The 21,203-nt window shown below is 39.6% G+C and carries 19 protein-coding genes; 10 read left to right on the top strand and 9 right to left on the bottom strand.

Translation table 11 applies throughout. The features are described from left to right. Positions 1-94: 94 nt before the first annotated feature. Positions 95-1,477, bottom strand: coding sequence for an aspartate aminotransferase family protein (locus ACZ5GY_RS08970; RefSeq protein WP_464111763.1), 1,383 nt, complete (start codon positions 1,475-1,477; stop codon positions 95-97). 186 nt (positions 1,478-1,663) lie between these two features. Further along, positions 1,664-2,851, bottom strand: a complete 1,188-nt coding sequence (locus ACZ5GY_RS08965; RefSeq protein ID WP_213692162.1) for a YkvI family membrane protein — start codon at positions 2,849-2,851, stop codon at positions 1,664-1,666. Between the two features lie 695 nt (positions 2,852-3,546). Here ACZ5GY_RS08965 and ACZ5GY_RS08960 point away from each other — a divergent pair. The 10 genes from ACZ5GY_RS08960 (at position 3,547) to ACZ5GY_RS08915 (ending at position 13,124) form a co-directional block, all read left to right on the top strand. Beyond that, complete coding sequence (locus tag ACZ5GY_RS08960) at positions 3,547-4,539, top strand: GntR family transcriptional regulator (protein ID WP_464111762.1); 993 nt, start codon at positions 3,547-3,549, stop codon at positions 4,537-4,539. Positions 4,540-4,590: 51 nt separating this feature from the next. Then, on the top strand, positions 4,591-5,610 hold the full coding sequence (locus tag ACZ5GY_RS08955; RefSeq protein WP_213691009.1) for a TRAP transporter substrate-binding protein: 1,020 nt from the start codon (positions 4,591-4,593) through the stop codon (positions 5,608-5,610). 107 nt (positions 5,611-5,717) lie between these two features. After that, the gene (locus ACZ5GY_RS08950) at positions 5,718-6,170 is read left to right on the top strand and encodes a TRAP transporter small permease (RefSeq protein ID WP_464111761.1); all 453 of its coding nucleotides are present in this window, start codon (positions 5,718-5,720) and stop codon (positions 6,168-6,170) included. Between the two features lie 13 nt (positions 6,171-6,183). Continuing rightward, positions 6,184-7,464, top strand: coding sequence for a TRAP transporter large permease (locus ACZ5GY_RS08945; RefSeq protein WP_213691011.1), 1,281 nt, complete (start codon positions 6,184-6,186; stop codon positions 7,462-7,464). A gap of 24 nt (positions 7,465-7,488) precedes the next feature. Continuing rightward, a complete protein-coding gene (locus ACZ5GY_RS08940) occupies positions 7,489-8,301 on the top strand; it encodes a sugar phosphate isomerase/epimerase family protein (protein ID WP_464111760.1) in 813 nt (270 codons plus the stop codon). 20 nt (positions 8,302-8,321) lie between these two features. Beyond that, complete coding sequence (buk, locus tag ACZ5GY_RS08935; RefSeq protein WP_213691013.1) at positions 8,322-9,395, top strand: butyrate kinase; 1,074 nt, start codon at positions 8,322-8,324, stop codon at positions 9,393-9,395. Further along, the gene (locus tag ACZ5GY_RS08930) at positions 9,395-10,285 is read left to right on the top strand and encodes a phosphate acyltransferase (protein ID WP_464111759.1); all 891 of its coding nucleotides are present in this window, start codon (positions 9,395-9,397) and stop codon (positions 10,283-10,285) included. The genes buk and ACZ5GY_RS08930 overlap by 1 nt, the downstream gene beginning before the upstream one ends. Positions 10,286-10,328: 43 nt before the next feature. Continuing rightward, a complete protein-coding gene (locus ACZ5GY_RS08925) occupies positions 10,329-11,582 on the top strand; it encodes a LeuA family protein (protein ID WP_213691015.1) in 1,254 nt (417 codons plus the stop codon). A gap of 67 nt (positions 11,583-11,649) precedes the next feature. Next, complete coding sequence (locus tag ACZ5GY_RS08920; protein ID WP_213695576.1) at positions 11,650-11,955, top strand: SAF domain-containing protein; 306 nt, start codon at positions 11,650-11,652, stop codon at positions 11,953-11,955. Further along, entirely contained in the window at positions 11,952-13,124 is a 1,173-nt protein-coding gene (locus ACZ5GY_RS08915) for a UxaA family hydrolase (protein ID WP_213691017.1), read from the top strand. Before ACZ5GY_RS08920 ends, ACZ5GY_RS08915 begins: the two co-directional genes overlap by 4 nt. 40 nt (positions 13,125-13,164) lie before the next feature. On the opposite strand, the gene eda is transcribed toward ACZ5GY_RS08915, so the two are convergent. The 7 genes from eda to ACZ5GY_RS08880 form a co-directional block, all read right to left on the bottom strand. Beyond that, on the bottom strand, positions 13,165-14,121 hold the full coding sequence (eda, locus tag ACZ5GY_RS08910; protein ID WP_213695575.1) for a bifunctional 4-hydroxy-2-oxoglutarate aldolase/2-dehydro-3-deoxy-phosphogluconate aldolase: 957 nt from the start codon (positions 14,119-14,121) through the stop codon (positions 13,165-13,167). A 35-nt stretch (positions 14,122-14,156) separates the two neighbouring features. Beyond that, the gene (gene ilvD, locus ACZ5GY_RS08905) at positions 14,157-15,884 is read right to left on the bottom strand and encodes a dihydroxy-acid dehydratase (protein ID WP_213699289.1); all 1,728 of its coding nucleotides are present in this window, start codon (positions 15,882-15,884) and stop codon (positions 14,157-14,159) included. A 69-nt stretch (positions 15,885-15,953) separates the two neighbouring features. Then, positions 15,954-16,955, bottom strand: a complete 1,002-nt coding sequence (locus tag ACZ5GY_RS08900; protein WP_213691020.1) for a TRAP transporter substrate-binding protein — start codon at positions 16,953-16,955, stop codon at positions 15,954-15,956. A 66-nt stretch (positions 16,956-17,021) separates the two neighbouring features. After that, a complete protein-coding gene (locus tag ACZ5GY_RS08895; protein WP_213699290.1) occupies positions 17,022-18,308 on the bottom strand; it encodes a TRAP transporter large permease in 1,287 nt (428 codons plus the stop codon). After that, complete coding sequence (locus tag ACZ5GY_RS08890) at positions 18,308-18,796, bottom strand: TRAP transporter small permease (protein ID WP_213691023.1); 489 nt, start codon at positions 18,794-18,796, stop codon at positions 18,308-18,310. Before ACZ5GY_RS08890 ends, ACZ5GY_RS08895 begins: the two co-directional genes overlap by 1 nt. A gap of 12 nt (positions 18,797-18,808) precedes the next feature. Beyond that, positions 18,809-20,086 (bottom strand): nickel-dependent lactate racemase family protein, encoded by a 1,278-nt coding sequence (locus tag ACZ5GY_RS08885; RefSeq protein WP_213691024.1) that lies wholly within the window; start codon positions 20,084-20,086, stop codon positions 18,809-18,811. 4 nt (positions 20,087-20,090) lie between these two features. Beyond that, a complete protein-coding gene (locus ACZ5GY_RS08880; RefSeq protein WP_307879789.1) occupies positions 20,091-21,182 on the bottom strand; it encodes an Ldh family oxidoreductase in 1,092 nt (363 codons plus the stop codon). Positions 21,183-21,203: the final 21 nt, after the last annotated feature.

The raw sequence follows: 21,203 nt of genomic DNA, 5'->3' as shown, positions 1-21,203 counted from the left end.
CTCGTCGCGCTGATGTTAATTAAGCTTATTAGCTTGGATTTGTTTTGTTGCTTCCAATTACTTTATTTAAAGCGAAATCAACAATTTCACTTTATTACCAGCCCGTAAAAAATTCTAAAATATTATCTGGAACCTTGTTGCCTACTACGTCTTTTATAGCTTCTTCTATTATGGAAATACCGTGTCTTAACTGATCCGTTGGAATATTTAAAGGTGGTGCTATGCGCAATACGTTGCCATGTTTCCCAAAAGTTATGAGAATGAGTCCTTTTTCCCAAGCTCTCCAACATATTTTTTGTGCGATTGCTTTATCAGGGTCTTTGGTTCCTGGTTTGACAATATCTATCCCAATTAAAAAACCTTTACCGCGAACATCTCCAATTAACGGGTACTGTTTTTGCATGTTAATGAATTGAGCCAGTACTTTATTTCCTAAATTACTGGCACGTTCTGGTAGCTTCTCATCTTCTACTACATTGAGAGTAGCTATAGCGGCCTCTGAATTTACTGCATGGCCTATATGTGTGAATACGAATAGAGGCTGAGGCACACTATCCATTATTTCACTTCTTCCAACAAGTGTAGAGATTGGAAACCCTCCACCAATTGCTTTTGCGGTAACAAGCATGTCCGGTTCTACATTAAAAAGTTCAGTAGCCCATAATTTCCCAGTCCTTCCTGTCCCTACTTGTACTTCTTCGTCGACGTAGAGAATATCGAATGCTTCTGCTAGTTCTTTGAGTTCTTTAAGAAAATTTTGAGGAGGGATAATAGCGCCAGCATCGCCTTGAATTGGCTCAACAATTATGCATGCTGGTTTTTCTTTTAAATTGACTATTTTTTGTTCGATTGATTCTAGTATTGTTTTAGTTAACTTTTCTGGGTGTTCATATCCATCAATTCCAAAAGAGTTTCTGTAGGGATCTGGAAATTCAACATACTCAACTTCGTTGACACCAACTTGCTTTTTAATATTAGGGTCTACTATTCCTGTTGCCGAAAGAGCGCCATATGTCATCCCATGGTAAGAATGTTTAAAGGCGATAATTGGTTTTCTACCAGTATAAGCTCGTGCTGCTTTAATAGCAGAGTCTACTCCGTCAGAGCCAGAAAATCCAAAAGTTACCTTTTTTGAAAATTTCCCGGGAGTAATTTCTACAAGTTTTTTAGCAAGTTCTATAGGGGGTTTCTCATAAAAATAAGCGATAGTATAGTTTAAAACTTTATCCATTTGCTTTTTTGCTGCGGCTACTACTTTGGGATGTCTATGCCCTATATTATAAACAGCAGCGCTTGTTAAAAAGTCTATAAATTCATTTCCATCGGCGTCTTTAACAATTGAACCAGATGCTTCTGTTATAGCAAGAGGATAATATTTAAGGGCACAAGCTTGCGGTATGTAAAGTTTTTCTTGCTTGACTATTTCCAAATTAGCATCCAATTTTTTGTTGGTATATTTTTTTATTTTTTCCCACATGGCTTTTAATCAATACCTCCTTATATTTCTAATAAAATATAAAAGTATACAATTTATAGGAATATGAAAGTAGGGCTTGGGAGTGTTGCGAAAAACTTGGGTAAGAAAGATTAGTATTTGAGAAAAATCGGGTGGAAAATAGCGGAATGACTGAAAAATACAGAAGGGAGTTTTTCTAGATAGTTTTTAAATAGCTTGTTTTTGAAATGTATCTTCATCAGAAAGGTGGCTTTTACCTGGATATTTATCTTTTTTTATAATTTTGTATAGCCCAACGGTAATTAAGGGAATAATAAAAGAAGCAATTAAACCATATGACATTAGTGTGTAACCTTTAGCAATAAGGTCAATTATGCCAATTTTAGACAAGAAAACTGATCCAATTAAGTAGGCAGTAGTGATAATGGCTTTTTGTGAGCGTGAAAGAGATTGTTTATTGTTTTCTAAAAGTTGCTTATCGAGTCTGTCTATAACAGCGTTCATTATACCTACAGCTGTGGCTACCAGTGTCCAACCGCATACGATAGAAAATAACACAACTACCCATGATCCAACATTTTGCATCATTGCTAGCCATGGAACTGGGGCTCCAAAAACTTCTTTTGAAGGATAATATGCCATCAAAGCGAAATAAGTGAGTAGCCATGGAATAATGACCATACAACCTGCTATTAATCCTGACCATAATGCTTCTTTTCGCTTCTTTTGTCTACGTAAAACAAAGAAACATGTTGTTAAGGTTAATGAATTGTAACCTACATACAGAAGCCCAACCCAAAATAAAGCTAGAACATTGATGTTGGTTCCTGGCTTTAAGAAGTGAGTATCTGCTTCTGCAAACACTCGAATAATGTTATCTGTGCGCCCAGAAATAGCTAAAAATGCAAATATTATGTAGCTTATATATAAGAGTAACCCGCCCCAGACTTCTACCTTTTCAATAAATGATTGACCAAAAAATATTACTATTGCAGCCAGTATTACAATAAGGATGACGCCAGCATAGTAGGGGAGCCCAATTGTTTCTTGTAAAATATTTCCTGTTGCAGAAGACATAACAGATAAAATTAGCAGAGAGAGAATAAAATATATAATATCAAATACGATAGTTAGGGGACCTGCATAAATTTTGAGATGAGATCTGTAGTCATATACTCTGTATAAACGAGCAATTTCAAAAGATAACATAGATAGAACAGCAAACCCGATGGCGATTGCTACACCGACTATCCATCCTTTTGCTCCATAGATACCACCAAATTGGAGAATTTCTCGTCCAGTTGCAAATCCTCCGCCAATCATGACAGACATAAGCACAAATCCTGGATTGAAATAAGTTTTAAAGAATCCAGCTTTCTCCTTGTCTTGTTTCATATTGCAATCCTCCTTAAAAATTGAACGTGTTTTGAAAAATGTTTGTGGCAATATTTAACTTTTTAAAAACGTGACAAGAGCGGATTTTTGAATTAATAAAACAAGGAGACTTTTTCTTGGAGCTCATGCAAAACGATTGTCAAGGTGCGAAATAGAAACACGTAAATCAAATAATTCTTAATTTATCATATATATTAAATAATAAATAAAAAGTAGGTATTTTATAAATAAAAATAACTATAAATTTAAATAAAATATTTATAATTCAAATTATTTTATACTTTTTAACATATGAATATAAAAATATCAAGCGATATTCGTGGGTAGTGAAGGATTCGATAAAAATATCTTATTTATTCTGAATAAAAGCGTGTGAGATAAAAATTTTTGATAAAAACAAAATTTAGTAAAAAGGCTTTTCTATTATTTCTATAAGTTATCTTTGCAAAGAAATTGAAATCATGAAAATAGTAAAAGATATATAAAATATATAAGTAAAAGGCAGGGGAACTGTTTGTTTTTATAGACAGTTTCCCTGCCTTTTTTGATAAAGACCCAAATATCAGCTTCGTTATAATTCGTTTTAAGGAGAAAAACCAAAGTTTTAACGTAATGACTCTTGTTGTCTTTTAACTGTCATAGTGGTATGATACAGCATGACAAAGACAGGCTTCCAGAAAAGGGTGGAGATTAGAGTGAATTTATTATTAGACGCTAATAGTGATATCCCGTTGAACCAGCAGATAAAAGTTCAATTGAGATATTTAATCCTTAGCGGAGAATTAGCTCCTGGTATGCAAATTCCCAGTGTAAGAGAGCTTGCTTCTTTTTTGAAAACAAATCGCAACACTGTTGCTAAGGCTTATAAAGAATTAGGGGAAGAAGGGTATCTTGATATTAGGCAGGCTTCAGGAACTTATGTGGCACAAACTCTTGATATTCCGCCTCGTAAAGATACAAAAAAGTTTGTTTCTGTTTTAAAAAAAGCCATGCAACAGTCGTTGGAATTAGGTTTTAGCGCTGAAGAGTTTGTGAACATGGCTCAAATGATTATGTTGAAAGGAAAAAAGAATAGCTCTAACGTAAAGGCTCTTTTTGTCGAGTGTAATTCTTTTGCCTTGGAGCAATATGTAAAAGATCTTGCAGAAGCTCTTTCAATTTCTGTTGAAGGACTTCTTTTAGATGATCTTGAACAAGGAAAGGTAAGTAAACAGTTTTTACATTCCTTTGATTTTGTTGTTACCACAGCAGGACACTACCCCAGAGTTTTAGAGCTCATTGGAGACGAATTAAATATATACGGAATTAATATAGGTCCTTATCTAAAAGTTTTGGAGCAGCTGCTTTCATGCCCCAGAGACGCGAGAATCGGGATTGTCTGCATGTCTTCGCGTAGTGGAAGTGAAGGATTGAAACAGGTTTTGTTTAATTTAGGAGTGAGAAGCGATTCCATTATTGAGGCAGATGCGACTGAAGATGAAATTTATAAGATTGCTCAAGATGTGGATATCATAGTTGCCTCTAAATTTGCTCTCAAAGCTAATAAAGAAACTTTTGAAAAGATCAATAAGAAAGTTATCGAATATGAAAACGTTTTATCGGAAGCCTCTATAGAAATTTTGAGAAAAGTTATAGAAAAGATCCTCTCTAAAAAAGCCATTTCTGTTGATTACGTTTCTAACGAATGATGGATGCAATTTTTATCTTGTTGATTCACATATAAAAGGAGGAAATGGATTATGAATGGTAGCAGTCGTCGCAACAGATTTCGCGTGTCTTTAGTTATTTTATCTTGCATTATGGCAGTGGGTCTTGTTTTTGGCGGTTCTGGTATATGTGAAGCTAAGGCCAAATATGTTTTAAAGGTTGGGCACGTATTTACGTCGTCGCATCCGTGGCAGAAAGCATTAGAAGGAATGGCTTCTGATGTTGCCGAAGCAACGAATGGAGAAGTAGAAATAAGGGTTTTCCCCTCGTCTCAGCTTGGTGGAGACCGTGACATGGCAGAAGGACTTCAAATGGGATCAATCGAGATGGCTCTTATCGGAACTGGTGCATTGCAGTCTCTCGATAAAGTTATGATAGTTGAAGAACTTCCATATGCTTGGGTAAAAAGAGAAAATGCATATAAAGCCTTGGATGGAGAATTAGGTGAAATTTTAAAAGATCGTATGAAGAGCAAAGGTATTATTGGGCTAAGTTTCTGGGCAAGTGGCTATCGTCATATTACCAACAATGTAAGACCAATAAATACAGTTGATGATTTAAAAGGTTTGAAACTTCGTGTTCCAGAAGCAGAGATGAGAATAGATACATTTAAAGAATTAGGAACATTACCTACCCCCCTAGCATTTTCCGAAGTTTTCACAGCTTTACAGCAGAGAGTCGTTGATGGTCAGGAAAATCCTCTCGCAACAATTTATTCCTCCAAGTTTTTTGAAGTTCAAAAATATCTTTGTATTTCCAGACATATTTGGGGTTCCGCTTTCTTAGCTATAAGTGAGAAGACTTGGAATAATCTTCCAGAAGAATATAGAACTATCATCTCTGACAAAGCGGAAGTATGGAAAGAAAAAGAGCGCCAGATGATCGTTGATTCGGAGAAAAGCATCCTTGAAGATCTGAAAGCAAAAGGGATGGTTGTTACTGAACCTGAACTCGGTATTTTTAAAGAGAAAGTAGCACCTGTATGGACAAAATACGAAAGTGTCTTTGGTAAAGATATTATTGATGTAGTGCGCAAATATTCCAACCTTTAAATTCCATATTTGAAATTGTTTTGCTAATAGAATCTGCGGGATGGTTGTTAACCATCCCGCAGTGCCCAGAGGTGAAAGCATTGTATCAGTTATTTAAGAAAAAACTAATGTCTTTGTTGAAATTTGCTGTTTGTTCGCTTCTTTTTCTTATGACAGCGGATGTGTTTACCGGGGTCATATTCAGATATGTCTTAAAAAAGCCACTTGTGTGGGTAGATGAATTAGCTCTTATTAGTGCTGTATGGCTGGCCCTGTTAGGAGCTAGCGTTGTATATGAAGATAATCAGCATCTTTGTGTAGATTTTCTTATGGAGAGACTATCAGAGCGAGGGAAGGTCCGCTTAGAGTTAATAATAAATATATTAATTATGCCTCTTTTTGTGGTTATGCTTAGAGGTGGGTTAGCTTTAATAGGAACTACATATACATCTATTACCCCCGGTTTAAAGGTGAGTGTAGCAATAGAGTATTTACCTGCATTTATAGGTGGTTCGTTACTTTTGTTATTTAACGTAGAGAAAATAATTAATAACATTAAAACATTATCTTTAGGAAAGTAAGGAGGGGTGTTCCATGGTTATTGTTTTGCTAGGTGCTTTATTTGTTCTTATTGGTCTTGGTGTTCCTATTGCCTTTTCTATAGGACTTTCATCACTGCTCTATCTGACGTTGTGTGGTTACCCCTCTTTTCTTGTTGCACAGAGAACTGTACAGGGCATTTATAGTTATCCTTTTTTAGCGTTGCCGTTCTTTGTCTTTGCTGGAATGTTAATGGATTCCGGTGGAATAACTGAAAGATTAATGAAGCTCGCAAGTGCTTTGGTTGGGCATTTTAAGGGTGGTTTGGCAGCTGTTACTGTAACTGCAAGTGTACTTTTTGGTGCATTGTCTGGATCTGGTGTAGGGGATACAGCGGCAATTGGCTCTATTATGATTCCTGCCATGAAGAAAAAGGGGTACGATGCGTCTTTCGCTGCAGCCCTAATGGGGTGTTCCGGAGTGTTGGCATCATTGATTCCTCCAAGTCTTACTACCGTTATTATAGGTGCTGTAGGTGGAATTTCTATTGGCGGGCTTCTCTTAGGTGGACTTGTTCCTGGACTTCTCACGGCTTTCTCTTTAATAGCGGTGTCAACAATTATTTCTATTAAAAAGGGATACGGTGGAGAAAAGAAAGCTACATTTCAAGAACTTTGTTTAGCGATTAAGGGGAGTCTTATCCCAATGATGGCTCCTGTAATTATTTTGGGAGGAATACTTACTGGAGTTTTTACAGTAACAGAAGCAGCTGTCGTAGCAGTAGTTTACTCTCTTTTTGTTGCTTTGTTTGTATATCGGGAAGTCTCTATTAAAGATTTACCAGATGTTGCTTTTAAAGCTGTGAAAATTTCTGTATCAATAATGATTATTGTTGGCTTAGCCTCTCTTTTCGGTTGGGTGTTAACCGCAGAACAGATTCCACTTATTTTAACGAAATTTTTTATAGCTATTTCTCCAAACAAATGGGTTTTCTTATTGATTATAAATTTGTTTGTTCTTCTCTTAGGAACATTTATGGAAACTACGGCAATAGTTATTATATTAATTCCTGTCCTTATGCCTGTAGTTGCTGCATATGAACTCAATCCCATCTATTTTGGAATAGTTTTCTTGCTGAATACATGCGTTGGAGCAAATACACCTCCTTTAGGAGTAACCCTTATGACAGCGTCTAAAATCGCAGATGTTTCATTTACAAAGGCGTCTAGAGCAGTCTGGCCTTTCCTTGGTGCTACTGTCGTAGCTTTGATTCTTACTGTTATATTCCCTGCACTCACCACCACGTTACCTGCGTTGGTCTTAGGAAGTCATTAGGGGAGAAAGGAGGATGGGCAGATAATGAAATTTGCGTACATGATTGCAACACCTGAAGTTAAAGGAAAACATATAACTGCGCTAAGAGGAGATTACGATAGTCTCTTTAAATTGTTGAAATCTCAAGGTTATGACGGAGTCGAATTTATGACAAAAAATCCATTTGAGGCAAACCTTGAATTTTTAGCTGAAAAAGCTGTGCAATATGAATTAGAAGTTCCTGTTATTTGTACTGGGGAAATGTACGGGGAGGATAAGTTGTCTTTTGCCGATCCTGATGACGAAGTACGTAAAGAGGCTGTGAGAAGAACTAAAAAACTAATGGAAATAGCCTCTGATTTGGGGGCTCATGTCAACGTTGGTCGGTTGCGAGGGCGCTTTTTAGAAAATATCCCCAAAGAAAAAACGTTACAGTGGGTTCAAGAGTGTTTATGCGAATGTGCTTCTGTGTCGAGAGACGCGCATCTGTTGATTGAACCCATATGTAAAGATTATGAAAATTTCATATTAACTACATCTGAAGGTGTTGATTTTCTTAAATTGTTGGGGGTAGCAAATGTTCGCCTCATGCTTGATTACATACATATGATTTCGGAAGATGAAGATATTCCTCATAGTATCGATATGGCAATGAGTTGGGTTGACCATGTACATGTCTGTGATTCAGACCGCTTACCTCTGGGATATGGTTCTTTTGACCTTTCTTCATTCTTTAATTTATTGGGAAAAGCGTCATATGATCGATTCGTATCAGTAGAATCCTTCCCTACTGATAATCCTGAAGAAGATGTAAGAAGTAGCATTGAGGCATTACATCGATTTGCTTCCATTGATTAAAAAGTAAAGGGTTGATATTCATGGCATTTAAGATTCTAGCCATTAATCCGGGATCTACTTCAACGAAAGTAGCAATTTATGAAGATCGCTCATGTCTATCAGAGGTTTCATATGAGCATGATCAAGAGATATTATCCCTGGGAATATGGGAGCAATATGGAGAAAGAAAACGAGTAATCATGAAAGCGCTTTCTGAGGCCGATATTCCCTTAAGTGAAATTAATGCAATAGCTGCACGTGGAGGGCGGGTACGGCCAGTTCCTTCTGGTGTGTATTCTGTGAATAATGCTCTTCTTGAAGATTCTAAAAGCAGCATTAATGGAGCACATGCATCTTCGCTTGCAGTCTTTTTAGGAGAAGATTTTGCAGAAGTTGCAAAGTGTCCTGTCTATATAGTTGATCCGGTTTCTGTAGATGAGATGGTACCTGAAGCAAGATATTCAGGTACCCCTCTCATTACGCGTAAAAGTTTAAGTCATGCTCTTAATTCTAAGGAAGTTGCACGTAAAGCTTCTTTGAAGTTGGGTATGAATTATGAGAACCTCAACCTTGTAGTTGCTCATTTAGGTGGTGGAACAACTATTAGTGCCCATAAAAATGGACGCATGATTGATGTTATTAATGATTTTGAAGGGAGCTTTACGCCTGAACGATCTGGAGGATTACCGACTTTAGATTTAGTTAGTCTTTGTTTTTCCGGAAAGTTTTCTAAAGATGAGGTAATGCGCATGATAGAGGGAGACGGTGGGTTTAAAGCATATTTGGGAACCAAAAACTTGAAGCAGATTGAAGAACAAATTTTAGCTGGGGATGAAAAAAGTTCCCTCTTGATGCAGGCATATCTTTATCAACTGACAAAGACTATTGGAAGTATTGTTGCCATTTTAAATTTCAAAGTCGATGCTTTATGTATTACTGGTGGAATTGCAAAGTCACAAAGAATTTGTTCTGCTTTAAGCGATAGATTTTCAAAAATGACGCAAGTTTTATTTTTTCCAGGATCCTTTGAAATGGAAGCATTAGCTTTGCGTGTTTTGAATGTTATGGAAGGCAAAGAGCGGGCTCGTGTTTATCCAGAAGGAGATTTTATATGATGGCCCAGTTTGCAGATTTTGAAACAAAAGCATTGCACCAAAACAAAGAGAATGTTGTAGCGGTACCTTGTCCGTATGACATAGAGATTTTAAAAGCATTGGATAGGGCTCAAAAAAAAGGTATCTGCAACGGTCTTCTTTTAGGTGATACCACTCTAATTGCTAAATATTTGAGAGCATCGGAACTAAAAGAAAGCGATTTTGCTACTTTTGACATAAAAGATGAGCAGGATTCTGTTGATGAAGCCTTTAAAAAGCTTGTTTCTAATGACGTTCAGATTGTAATGAAAGGGATTGTTCACACAAATACTTTTATGCATGGTTTGTTGAAAAAGAAGAAAGAGCTTCTCTCGAGTTCTCTTGTTACTCATGTCGTTGCTTTTGAAATACCGACTCGTGGGTTACTTTTTGTATCGGACCCAAGCATTTTGATTGAGCCAACTGTTGAGCAGAAACAGATCACTATTCAAAATGCAATATTATTATTGCAACGTCTTGGAGTGGAAGAGCCCAAAATAGCAATTATATCGAGTGTCGAGACTCCGACTCAAACAATATCATCTTCATGGGATGCTCAAATTCTCTCTGATAGCTTCCGTTCAAGTCAAACTATGGCATTAGTGGATGGCCCATTAGCTGTTGATAATGCTTTTTCACTGGAAGCAAAGGAAAAGAAAAACATAAAAAGTGATGTGGCAGGACGGGCAGATGTATTTATAGTTCCATCTCTTGACGCAGGGAATATTTTTTGTAAAGGCTTAACATATATCGCTGGTTTCCCTTCTGCTGGAATACTTGCCGGTACAACTAAGCCAGTTATCCTTACTTCAAGGTCCGCAGGGGCTGAAGAGCGCTATCATTCACTCCTTTTAGCTCTTGCCATGCTTTAAATAGTGAATTTACGTTGTAGTTATATTTTAAGGGGGATTAGTGATGAAACTTCTTGAAAACATGCCAATGGAGGGTGCTCCTTATTTCGGAGAAAAGAAATGGGTTTCACCTTTAAATTTTATGCCTGAGGTGAAAGGAGAAGAAACTTCTTCTAAAGTATACATCCATGATGTAACTTTGAGAGATGGCGAACAAACATGTGGCTTGAATTGGACAGAAGATGAACGTGTAGATATCGCTGTCGCATTGAATGATTTAGGCGTAAAAAGTATCGAGGTAGGAATGCCTATTATATCGGAAGATATAGGAAGGGCCATTAAACGTTTAGTAAAAATGAATTTAACGTCAGAACTCATTCCTTTTTGCAGAGCAAGGAAAGATGATATCGAATTTGCTGCTAAAACAGGAGTCGAAAAAATAATAGTTGAGCACGCAGTTAATCCATATACAAACTATTATGCCTATCATGCAGATACTGAAAAGCTTCTTGATCGTGTTATTTCAAATGTAAGTTATGCTCAGTCACTTGGTTTGAAAGTTACTTTTATGGGTTGGGACGTAACACGAGGAACTTTGGATTATGCCAAAAAGGTTTACAAAACAGTTGTCGATGCGGTCCATCCAGAAGCAGTGGTTTTTACTGACAGTTTTGGAGTGGCAACTCCTCAAGCAATATACCATTCTATTAAGGAATTAAAGAAAGTACTTGGAGATACGCCGATAGAATTTCATGTTCATAATGAGTTTGGAATGGCCATGGGATCAGTTATGGCTGCTGCATATGCAGGTATTTCTGGAATACACTCATCGATTAATGCTTTAGGAGAGAGAACGGGTAACGTAGCTACTGAAGAAGTTGCCGCAGCTCTTGAACTATTGCTTAATATCGATACGAATATCAACCTTGACAGGATCAACGATGTTACCCTCATGGTTGAGAAGATTACAGGAATTCCTATTCATTACAACAAACCTGTGACTGGAAAAAGACTTTTTTGGATGGAATCAGGAGTAGTTGTACAGGCAAAAAGCAGGCTTGAACAAGCTGGAATTCAAGCAGCAATGTTTCCTTACATGCCCGAATTAGTGGGAAGAGAACCTGCTAATGTTGTTATCGGGGGATCAAGTGGAAAAGACAGTATTATGCAGTATCTGGATAAGATGGGTTTGGCATATGCTGAAGATGACTTGCAGCCTCTTACCGATAAAGTTAAGGAATTGGGAAGAGCTAAAAGAGATGTTGTTACTGTTGAGGAATTTGAAAATATTTATAAAGAGTATATGAATAATAAATAAAGATATAAATGCAGCCTCCCTTTCTTTAGAGGGGGGGCTGTGCTTTTTGAGGCTTCATTGTGGAAGGATGAGAAGAATGACTCCAAACGCCATATTGATAGATAAAAAAGATTCAGTTGTTACGGCAGTAAAAGATATAGCGGCAGGGGACGCTGTAATAGCTAAAGACTATTGTGGAGAAGAATTACTGGCTAAAGAGCCTATCCCAAGAGGTTTTAAAGCTGCATTGTCTTATATCCCAAAAGGAGCGTTTATTTATAAATATGGGAAGCCTGTCGGAGTTGCTACTCAAGATATAGAGGCAGGAAAAGTTGTTCATGTGCACAACATTAGAAGTAACAGAGGCAAGGAGTATAGGGAGGAACACAAATGAACTCGATTTCTCTAAAAGGGTATAGACGGGCAGATGGAACGGTAGGTATCCGCAATCATATACTCGTGCTTCCGACAGTTATTTGTGGTAATTCTGTAGTAGAGGAATTAGGGCGTAGGTACCCTGATATCATTGCTATTTCTCACCCTTATGGCTGTACCTTTGATCCTTTAAGTAATAGGGAAATTACAGATATTTTTGTAGGCTTAGGTAAAAACCCTAACTTTGGAGCTGTTCTGATTGTAAGTTTAGGATGCGAAACAGTTAAACTTCTTGAAGTAAGCCGTGCCATTAAGAGGACGGGAAAACCGGTTGAAATATTATCAATTCAAAAATGTGGAGGAACACGAAAGACGATAGAAGAAGGGGATAAGATTATCCACCGTTTCTCCGAAATTTTAAAAAGGGAAGAGAAAGTAGATGTTGCTTTATCTGACCTTATCATTGGCACAGAATGTGGCGCTTCCGATAGCTATTCTGGGCTTTCCGCAAATCCCGTGGTTGGTAATGCCTGTGATAGATTTGTTGATGAAGGGGCTACTGTCTTTTTAACAGAAGTGACAGAATTTATCGGTGCGGAAGATATTTTAAGGCGACAGTGTAAAAATGAAGAAGTAGGTTCTCAGCTTATGGAATTAGTGGCAATGACTGAACATTTTATGGCACGTGTTGGACATAGTGATATTGCAGACATTTCCCCAGGGAACATTGCTGGGGGGCTGAGTACGATAGAGGAGAAGTCCTTGGGGTGTATTCGTAAGGGAGGTACCAGGCCTATTGTAGAGGTTGTTGGTCATGGCATTCGTCCTCAACAAAAAGGATTGGTTGTTATGGATGCACCGGGACATGACGTTGAATCTATGGTTGCTATGGCAGCTGGCGGGGCAAATTTGATTTTTTTCACTACTGGCAGAGGAACTCCAACGGGCTGTCCAGGGATACCTGTCATTAAAGTTTCAAGTAATTCCCAGGCGTTTGCAAATATGAGAGATAACATTGATTTCAATGCAGGTTTAGTAATTGACGGAGATAAGAGTATTTCTGAGCTGGGAGAAGATCTTTTTAATTATGCCGTTACTGTGGCAAATGGCGAGGAAACTGCTTCCGAGCGATTACGTTGTCGAGAATTTGCTATACGCAGGCGTGGTGTTGATGCTTACATTATTTAGTAAAAAATAGGGCCTTGAGAAAACTCAAGACCCTATTTTTTTACTCTACAAGATGTATGGCGAAACCTGATATTTCAATATCGAGGTAAGCAACTTTTAACCGCCCATCTTTTCTTTTTTCTGTTTCTGGTCTGGTCTTTATTCCCATTTGTTCAAAATAGGCTACGGCACGTTCAACGCTATTCGTATGAATGGCGATATGTCCTTTGCTGCCAAGATAGGGAGATTTCATTATTTCAAAAGATTTGCCGGCAAAAACCGAGCTATTTCCGTTCTTTACTGGCATATTGAAGAGCTTTTCGAAGAGCTGAGCACAGCGTAAAGCTTCTTCTTCCGAACTTTCATTGATCCCTATGTGAACCAGAGAAAAATTATGCATTGTAAAAACAGCTTCGCGTACAAGTTTTGTTATTTGATCGAATGCTTTGGCCGCCACTAAGTCTCCTTTTACCATCCAGCTGCCGCCGCATGCGTGCACTACAGGTAAAGCGAGATAGCTATTCAAGTTCTCGGCATTTATGCCCCCTGTAGGAATAAATTTCACATTTCGATAGGGGCCGGCCAGGGCCTTGAGCATTGCGACACCGCCTGATGCTTCGGCAGGAAAGAATTTTAATATAGAAAGTCCTCGTTCTAATCCCATTTCAATTTGAGATGGAGAGTTAACTCCAGGTGTTATGGGAATATTGTTGTCAATGCAATAATCTACAATCGTAGGATTAAAACCTGGAGAGACAATAAATTGAGCTCCCGCATCAACTGATCGTTTCACCTGATCGATTGTCAGTACAGTTCCAGCACCAACAAGAAGGTTGGGAAGGTGTGTTGATATTTGTCGTATGGATTCTTCTGCTGCATCTGTTCGGAATGTAACCTCAGCTACTGGAAGACCTCCATCAATAAGGGCTTGTCCCAAAGGAAGGGCATCTTCGGCATGGTCAAGTTTTATTACAGGAATAAGACCACATTTCCCAATAGTTTCAAGAACAGCGTTCATATATACCCACTTCTTTCTTTAAGTTTTCTTGTTTTTTAGTTTTCAAAATCCATATAGGCTCCCAACATTGCCGAACTTGCATGGCGACTGTAAAGAGCGAGGATTCCTTTTTTCTTTTTCGTCATTGGAGAGATATATTCTTCTCTGCGTTTTTTGATAACGTTTTTCATTTCTTCTTCAGTATATTTTTCTCCATGGACTCCAACAAGAGAGAGTCGACGTTCAGGAATGTTTATCTCTATAAGGTCTTCCTCTTCAACGAAAGCTATTGGACCTTGCTGCGCCGCTTCAGGCGAAATATGTCCGATTGCTGGTCCTCGAGTAGCACCAGAAAATCTTCCGTCAGTGAGTAACGCAATAGAAGACGCTAATTCAGGATCTGAAGCTACTGCTTCTGTTGTATAGAACATTTCTGGCATTCCAGAGCCACGAGGTCCTTCGTAGCGTATAATGACAATATCTCCAGGCTGTATAACCTTGTCAATAACAGCTTGATATGCCTCTTCTTCGCTGTTGAAAGGACGTGCTCGTCCGATCATGACATTCATTTCTTTAGGAATAGCGGAGTGTTTAACAACAGCTCCCTCTGGAGCCAGGTTTCCTTTTAGAATTGAAATTGAGCCAGAAGCGTTGAGAGGAGCAGTTTTGCTTCTTATAATCTCTTCTTTTTCAAAGCCACGTTCGGCAATAAGTTCTTTATGATGTTCAAAGTATCCTGCCTTTTCCAGCTTTTCAAGGTTTTCTCCCAGTGTTTCTCCAGTTACGGTTTTTACGTCAAGGTTCAGAGAGTCTCTAATTTGTCTCATAACTTCTGGAACTCCGCCTGCTAACCAGAAAAGCTCTGATGGATGCTTCCCACTGGTTTTTATATTAACAAGCCATGGAATATTACGGTTAATACGGTCAAAAATATCTGCATTAAAGGAAATTCCCGCTTCATGAGCAATAGCAGCGATATGCATTACGGCATTCGTAGAACCTGCAATTGCAGCATGAACCATAACTGCATTTTCGAATGCCTTTTCGTTTAAAATCTGACGTGCACATATATCTTTTTCCACAAGGGATAGAAGAGCCTTACAACTTTCTTGAAGCATTTTTTTCAGCTCTGGTCTCACCGTTGGTATGAGGGCAGAGCCGGGAAGGGCCATACCAAGAGCTTCTCCCATGACTTGCATTGTTGAGGCTGTTCCCATGAATTGACAGGCACCACACGTAGGGCATGCGTGCTGTTTATACCATGTAAATTTTTCTTCTGAAATTTCCCCTCTTTTATATTGTGCAAGATATGTTCCTATCTGTTCGAGGGTTAAATTCTCAGGGCCTGCCGACATAGCTCCACCTGGCATAAAGATTGCGGGCAGATCGAGTCGAGCCATAGACATGAGATGGGCAGGAATAGCTTTATCGCACGATGAAATATAAAGAATCCCATCAAAGGGCGTCGCCATAATTTGTGTTTCAACCATAGCTGTTATGAGGTCACGAGAAGGGAGAGAATAGTTCATCCCATCATGTCCCTGTGCTATGCCATCACAAATATCTGTAACTGTGTAAACGGCACCTCTGGCTTGCTTTTCTCGAAGAGTATGTTGTGCCTCTTCTACGAGCAAATGAAGATGGGCGCTTCCAGGATGACTTTCACCCATCGTACTTTGAATCATAATTTGTGGCAGTGCCAATTCTTCTGCGGTCCAGCCAGATCCCATGCGAAGGGAGTCCATTTCTGCTGCGACGGACCGCATTTTCTGACTTCTTAGCATTTTTCACCCTCCCTTGCAAAAAAGGGGAAAGGGTTTACCCCTTCCCCCTTATCAAATGTATTTTTCTACTTAGTCTTTATATTCAGCAATGAGATCCTGAACCTGCTTAATCAGATCTGCACCAATTTCGTTAGCATATTCGTCATATACCGGCTGTACGGCTTTCTGGAATTCGGCTTTCTGCTCAGGGGTAAGAATGGTTACAGTCATTTTCTCTTTAAGCTTTTCAAGATATTCTGCATTCATTTGGCGGTTCAATTTTCTATTGTGAACCTTTGCTTCTAATGCGGCGTCTTTTACAACCTTCTGAAGATCTGCGGGCAGACCATCCCAGAAAGATTTAGAAATGAGAAGAACGAAAGGAGAGTAGACGTGACCTGTATCAGTAGCAAAGTCCTGGACTTCAAAGAAATTCTGAAGATAGATTGTTCCCCATGGGTTCTCCTGTCCATCGACGACGTGCTGTTGCATGGCTGAGAAAAGTTCTCCAAATGCCATTGGAGTAGGGTTGGCTCCCATAGCGCGCCAGGCAGCAAGGTGAATGGGGTTTTCCATGGTACGAATTTTAAGCCCCTGTACATCTGCAGGAGATTTAACAGCATGACCGTTATTTGTCAGCATTCTATAACCGTTCTCCCAGTAAGCAAGACCAATGAGCCCCTGATCTTTAAGCTGATCAAGAAGACTCTGACCAACTGGTCCGTCAAGAATGTAGTCTGCAATTTTCTCGTTGGGGAAGAGGAAAGGCAAATCAAAAATTTTGAAGCCATTTACGAAGGTGCTGATAGGAGCTGTTGAAGGGCATGTCATTTCCTGAGTTCCCATTTTCAATGCTTCCATCATTTCTCTGTCATCGCCAAGCTGGCTTGAATGGTAAAGTTCGACTGTTATTTTGCCAGCGCTATTTTTCTCTACGAGTTCTTTAAAGTATTCAAGTGATTTGTATTGAGCAGACTTATCGTTCAGTCCAATGCCTGCCGTGATGGTATACTCTGCAGCAGCGGCTGCAAAAGCGAATGCAGTAAGGAGAGCCAATGTCAATACAAAGGTTGAAAAAATCTTTCTTCTCATAAATAATTCACCCCTTTTTAAAATCAGCGCTTAATAACGCTGTCTTGATGCCATATTTGTTTCCAACTAGTTCATCAACACATTAGGTATGAACATAACCAACTGTGGGAAGAAAATAAACAAAATAAGAGCCACAATCTCTGCTATGAGGAACGGTAAAATAGACCGAACGAGTTCCTCGAATTTGACGTTAGCAACTCCACATGCCACGTATAAAACTGTTCCTACTGGAGGTGTTATGAGCCCCAGCCCGAGGTTGATAGACATAATGACTCCGAAGTAAACAGGGTCAATTCCCACAGACTCCATAACGGGAAGAAGAATAGGAGCCAGAATGAGCATGGCTGGAGTAAGATCCATAACGAATCCGACAAGGAAAAGCAAGATATTAGCAATGATCAAAACGCCAAGCCGGGCATCTGTTATTGAGCGTATAAGCTCTGCAAGGGCGAAAGGAACACGTGCTCTTGTAAGGAGCCAGGCGGTTGCCATGGCCATTCCGCAGAGGAAAAGAACAATGGCTGTTGTCTTGGCAGTGTTCAAAAATATATCAGGAAGATCGCGGAATGTGATTTCTTTGTAGACAAATAGACCAAGAATGAGGGCTACGAAGGCAGAAACTGCTCCTGCTTCAGTAGCTGTGAATATACCTCCGAGTATGCCTCCAACGACGATAACAGGAATGGAAAGAGCAAGCCAAGCCCCTTTAAAGGTTTGAGCAACCCTTTTAATATTAAACTTATGGCTGCTTCCTTTCATTTTCCCATAGCCATGCTTTTTGGTTAGGAACCAGGTCGTGACCATGAGCGAAAGGCCCACTATGATTCCTGGTATGATTCCTCCAAGGAAAATACGAGCTATAGATGTGTTTGTAACGATCCCAAAGAGAATAAAGGGAATGCTCGGAGGAATAATAATGCCGATTACAGATGCAGAAGCTGTAACAGCAGCGGCAAAAGAAGGAGGATAGCCTTCCTCTTTCATCGGGGGAACAAGAAGTCCGCCTATGGCTGCTGCTTCTGCTACGGCAGATCCGGAAATACCTCCAAAGAACATGCTGCTTAAAATGGCGACATGTCCTAACCCTCCGGTTATATGCCCCACCAGAGAGTCTGCAAAGTCAACAAGACGTTTAGCGATGCCACCTCTGTTCATGACTTCTCCTACAAACATAAAAAAGGGTATAGCTAGAAGTGGAAAGCTGTTCATTCCAGAAATAATTTTGGCTGGGAGTACCATGAAAGGAATATTCATAACATGGAGCATCGCTATATTGGCAAGGCCCAAGCAGAAAACAATAGGTAACCCGAAAATAATAAAGAAGAAAAGGATTCCTAAGAATAACCAGAGCATTAGGCTTCACTCCTTTTCCAGCCAAGTAGCAATGCAAGATGCTCATATATCTTGCAAATATTGATAATGAGCATCATGAATGCGCTGACAGGAGCGATGATGTAAACCCACTTCATGGGAATGTAGAGTGCTGGAGAAAGGTTTGTAGCTGAATTTGCCACGATAAGACCATAGCGAAGAAGAATAACGATAACCAGAAGAATGAAGAAATCGGCAGCAAGGCGAATAAAACGTTTGATAGTTGGAGAAGGAATACGATCTACAACGAAATCCAATCCGATATGTTCGTTATATCCATAAGCAAGAACAGCTCCAAGAAACGAAACCCAGATAAAAATAAAACGAGAAAGTTCATCTGCCCAACTGAGGGAGCTGTTAAGAACGTAACGACAAAAAACATTAACTCCTACTATAATGAAAAGAGAAAGGGTAAGAATGATGAGAAAAGCTTTATAAGCTTTTAGTAGCGTTTGAAATATCTTTTGCACAGGTTGCCCTCCTTAATCATCAAGTAAGGGGAGGATATCTCCGCCATTTTTCAGAACAACAACACTAGCATCTTTCCCTTTCAGTTCAAAAGCCATATCTAATGCTTTTTGTGCTGAAGGAGCCCACATAAATCCTATCTTTTCTGCAGTTTCTTTATCTATTCCATCAGAAACGAGTATTCCTCGTCCCTTGTCTCTGATTACTCGCCCTACATGAGAAATATGAGCTGCCATTGTCAGGTCGGTTATTTCGCCTTCATCTACTTTTTTCTTAATTTCTTCGAAAGGGAGATACCCTATTTCGAGAAGCTCGGGATGTCCTTGAGCTACACCGTCGGGACACGGAGTAACAAGAATGAGAATGCCATCTTTTTTGAGAGCGAGGTCTCCAGAATAAATACCTTTTGCGGCTTGCCAGAGTTCTGCATCGGCAGGAAAAGATTCTACAATAACAATATCTGCAAGACAAGGGAGAGATGCCCCAAAAATTTCTTTCGATGAGCTGCAGCCCGCTCTGTGTGCTTCTATGGGATCTCCGGCGACACAGCGATATATTTCTTCATTACCATCAAGAACCACATTGACGATATATTTTAATCCGGCGGCGAGTCCCACGGCGTTCATTTCACGGCGAACAGGCGTGTCGATTTTCCCTATAAAGTCTTTCCCGTCATATAGAGCGCTTACCCAGTGGGTTTGCCCTGTAGTAATGCCTCCCGAAACGCCAGGTTGTACTATTTTTGCTCCTCCTGAGAAACCAACGACGCGGTGAGGAGTGATATGACCAACACCTATAACAAAATCAGCTTCTAAAAGAGCTTTATTCACCCATATTTCTGTTCCATTTTCTGTAGGAGGAAGCTCGACAAGTTGATCGGGATCATTCCAACAGTGTTGCGATATTGTATATTTATCAAGGATATTACTTCCAAATTTCTTCTCAAGTTCTTCCTGAGTCATAGGGCGGTGAGTTCCCAGGGCCACCATAATAGAAATGTCTTCAGGTGCAACTCCCGCTTTTTGAAGTCTTTTCATAACTTCAGGAAGAATAATGTGTGCAGGTGTATTGCGCGTATTGTCGTCGGCAAGAATAAGCACTTTCTGTCCACTTTTTACGCACTCTTCCAGCCTAGGGGCACCGACAGGAGCGTTGAGACCTGCGTTGATAGCCTCGATATCATCTTTGAAGGGCTTCGGTGGGCAAGCAGGGCTTAGCACAGCTACAAGATTTTTTTCAGGAATCGAAACACCTTCGTAATCGGGGTAGGAAAAAGAGATAGTAGTATTCATGGCTCTACCATTCTTTTAAAGGAGAAAGACCAAACTCTTGGGCGAAGTTTTCAAGCATTGATAATGTCGCATCATCGAGTTCTACTCCCTTTTCAAGGGCCATCTTTCGTCGAGCTGCTTCTTTTTGACCGTGAGTATATACGCGTTCTTCATCTTTTAGTGGAGTGCTTGTGCGAAGAGCCCGAAGTATATCTCCTACATATGTTTTTATTGGAGCGGCATCACCGAATAAATCAAGTCTGAAAGCGGAGAAGAAGTGACTTACATTGGCATCAGGAGTTTGAAATACATCTCGGGTCCAGCTTCCCATTGAAAGAGGAGCACAGAGAAGTTCAACAAGAAGGCCCATTCCGTATCCCTTATGTCCACCCATTTCTTCTTTTGATCCACCTAAATAAACTTGTCCGCCAAGTTCTCTTGTAGGATCTGCTAAAAGATCTGTTGCTGCTTGGGCTCCCGTAATAGGCATTCCTTCTTCATCAATAACCCAACCTTCAGGAAGTTTCTTATTACGTCTCTTGTATACCCCTAACTTGCCTCTAGCTGCGGTTGTTGTAGCCATGTCAAGAAGGAAAGGATCTTCTTCATCTGATGGAATAGCTACAGCTATTGGGTTTGTTCCGAGCATACGCTGGCGTCCTAGTGCAGGGACAGCACAGCGGATTGTATTGGTAAAAGCGCTGCCTACAAAACCTTCTTTAGCGGCCATTTCTGCCCATAGTCCTGCCATCCCAAAATGGTTGGAGTTTCGTACTGCAACATAACATGTTCCGTTTTTACGAGTTTTTTCTAGGCAAATTTCCATTGCAAATTGGGATATATGCGATCCAATTCCGTAGTGTCCGTCTATAACAGCAGATATTGGGGTTTCGAAAACTATTTCAGGATCCGCTTCAGGGCGAACGTGTCCGCTTTTCAATTCGTTTCTATAAACCTTCAATCGGGTAACTCCGTGGGATGAAACTCCTCTCGCATCAGCCTCTGCAAGCACTTTTGCCGTTATTTCTGCTTTATGCTGAGGATAGCCTATTTCTTTGAGCACCTCTGCAGCAAAATCAACTAATGCACGATAATCAACACGTCTATATGTAGACATAATTTGAAGACACCTCTTCTT

This window comes from Aminobacterium thunnarium (genome assembly GCF_055390565.1).
Note: the sequence above shows the minus strand (reverse complement) of the source record. Positions and strands in the feature narration are given on the sequence as shown.

Excerpts from the sequence above, each read along its gene's own strand:
- ACZ5GY_RS08970 (WP_464111763.1), bottom strand. The coding sequence starts at position 1,477 with ATGTGGGAAAAAATAAAAAAATATACCAACAAAAAATTGGATGCTAAT.
- ACZ5GY_RS08965 (WP_213692162.1), bottom strand. The coding sequence starts at position 2,851 with ATGAAACAAGACAAGGAGAAAGCTGGATTCTTTAAAACTTATTTCAAT.
- ACZ5GY_RS08955 (WP_213691009.1), top strand. The coding sequence starts at position 4,591 with ATGAATGGTAGCAGTCGTCGCAACAGATTTCGCGTGTCTTTAGTTATT.
- ACZ5GY_RS08950 (WP_464111761.1), top strand. The coding sequence starts at position 5,718 with ATGTCTTTGTTGAAATTTGCTGTTTGTTCGCTTCTTTTTCTTATGACA.
- ACZ5GY_RS08945 (WP_213691011.1), top strand. The coding sequence starts at position 6,184 with ATGGTTATTGTTTTGCTAGGTGCTTTATTTGTTCTTATTGGTCTTGGT.
- ACZ5GY_RS08940 (WP_464111760.1), top strand. The coding sequence starts at position 7,489 with ATGAAATTTGCGTACATGATTGCAACACCTGAAGTTAAAGGAAAACAT.
- buk (WP_213691013.1), top strand. The coding sequence starts at position 8,322 with ATGGCATTTAAGATTCTAGCCATTAATCCGGGATCTACTTCAACGAAA.
- ACZ5GY_RS08930 (WP_464111759.1), top strand. The coding sequence starts at position 9,395 with ATGGCCCAGTTTGCAGATTTTGAAACAAAAGCATTGCACCAAAACAAA.
- ACZ5GY_RS08925 (WP_213691015.1), top strand. The coding sequence starts at position 10,329 with ATGAAACTTCTTGAAAACATGCCAATGGAGGGTGCTCCTTATTTCGGA.
- ACZ5GY_RS08920 (WP_213695576.1), top strand. The coding sequence starts at position 11,650 with ATGAGAAGAATGACTCCAAACGCCATATTGATAGATAAAAAAGATTCA.
- ACZ5GY_RS08915 (WP_213691017.1), top strand. The coding sequence starts at position 11,952 with ATGAACTCGATTTCTCTAAAAGGGTATAGACGGGCAGATGGAACGGTA.
- eda (WP_213695575.1), bottom strand. The coding sequence starts at position 14,121 with ATGAACGCTGTTCTTGAAACTATTGGGAAATGTGGTCTTATTCCTGTA.
- ilvD (WP_213699289.1), bottom strand. The coding sequence starts at position 15,884 with ATGCTAAGAAGTCAGAAAATGCGGTCCGTCGCAGCAGAAATGGACTCC.
- ACZ5GY_RS08900 (WP_213691020.1), bottom strand. The coding sequence starts at position 16,955 with ATGAGAAGAAAGATTTTTTCAACCTTTGTATTGACATTGGCTCTCCTT.
- ACZ5GY_RS08895 (WP_213699290.1), bottom strand. The coding sequence starts at position 18,308 with ATGCTCTGGTTATTCTTAGGAATCCTTTTCTTCTTTATTATTTTCGGG.
- ACZ5GY_RS08885 (WP_213691024.1), bottom strand. The coding sequence starts at position 20,086 with ATGAATACTACTATCTCTTTTTCCTACCCCGATTACGAAGGTGTTTCG.
- ACZ5GY_RS08880 (WP_307879789.1), bottom strand. The coding sequence starts at position 21,182 with ATGTCTACATATAGACGTGTTGATTATCGTGCATTAGTTGATTTTGCT.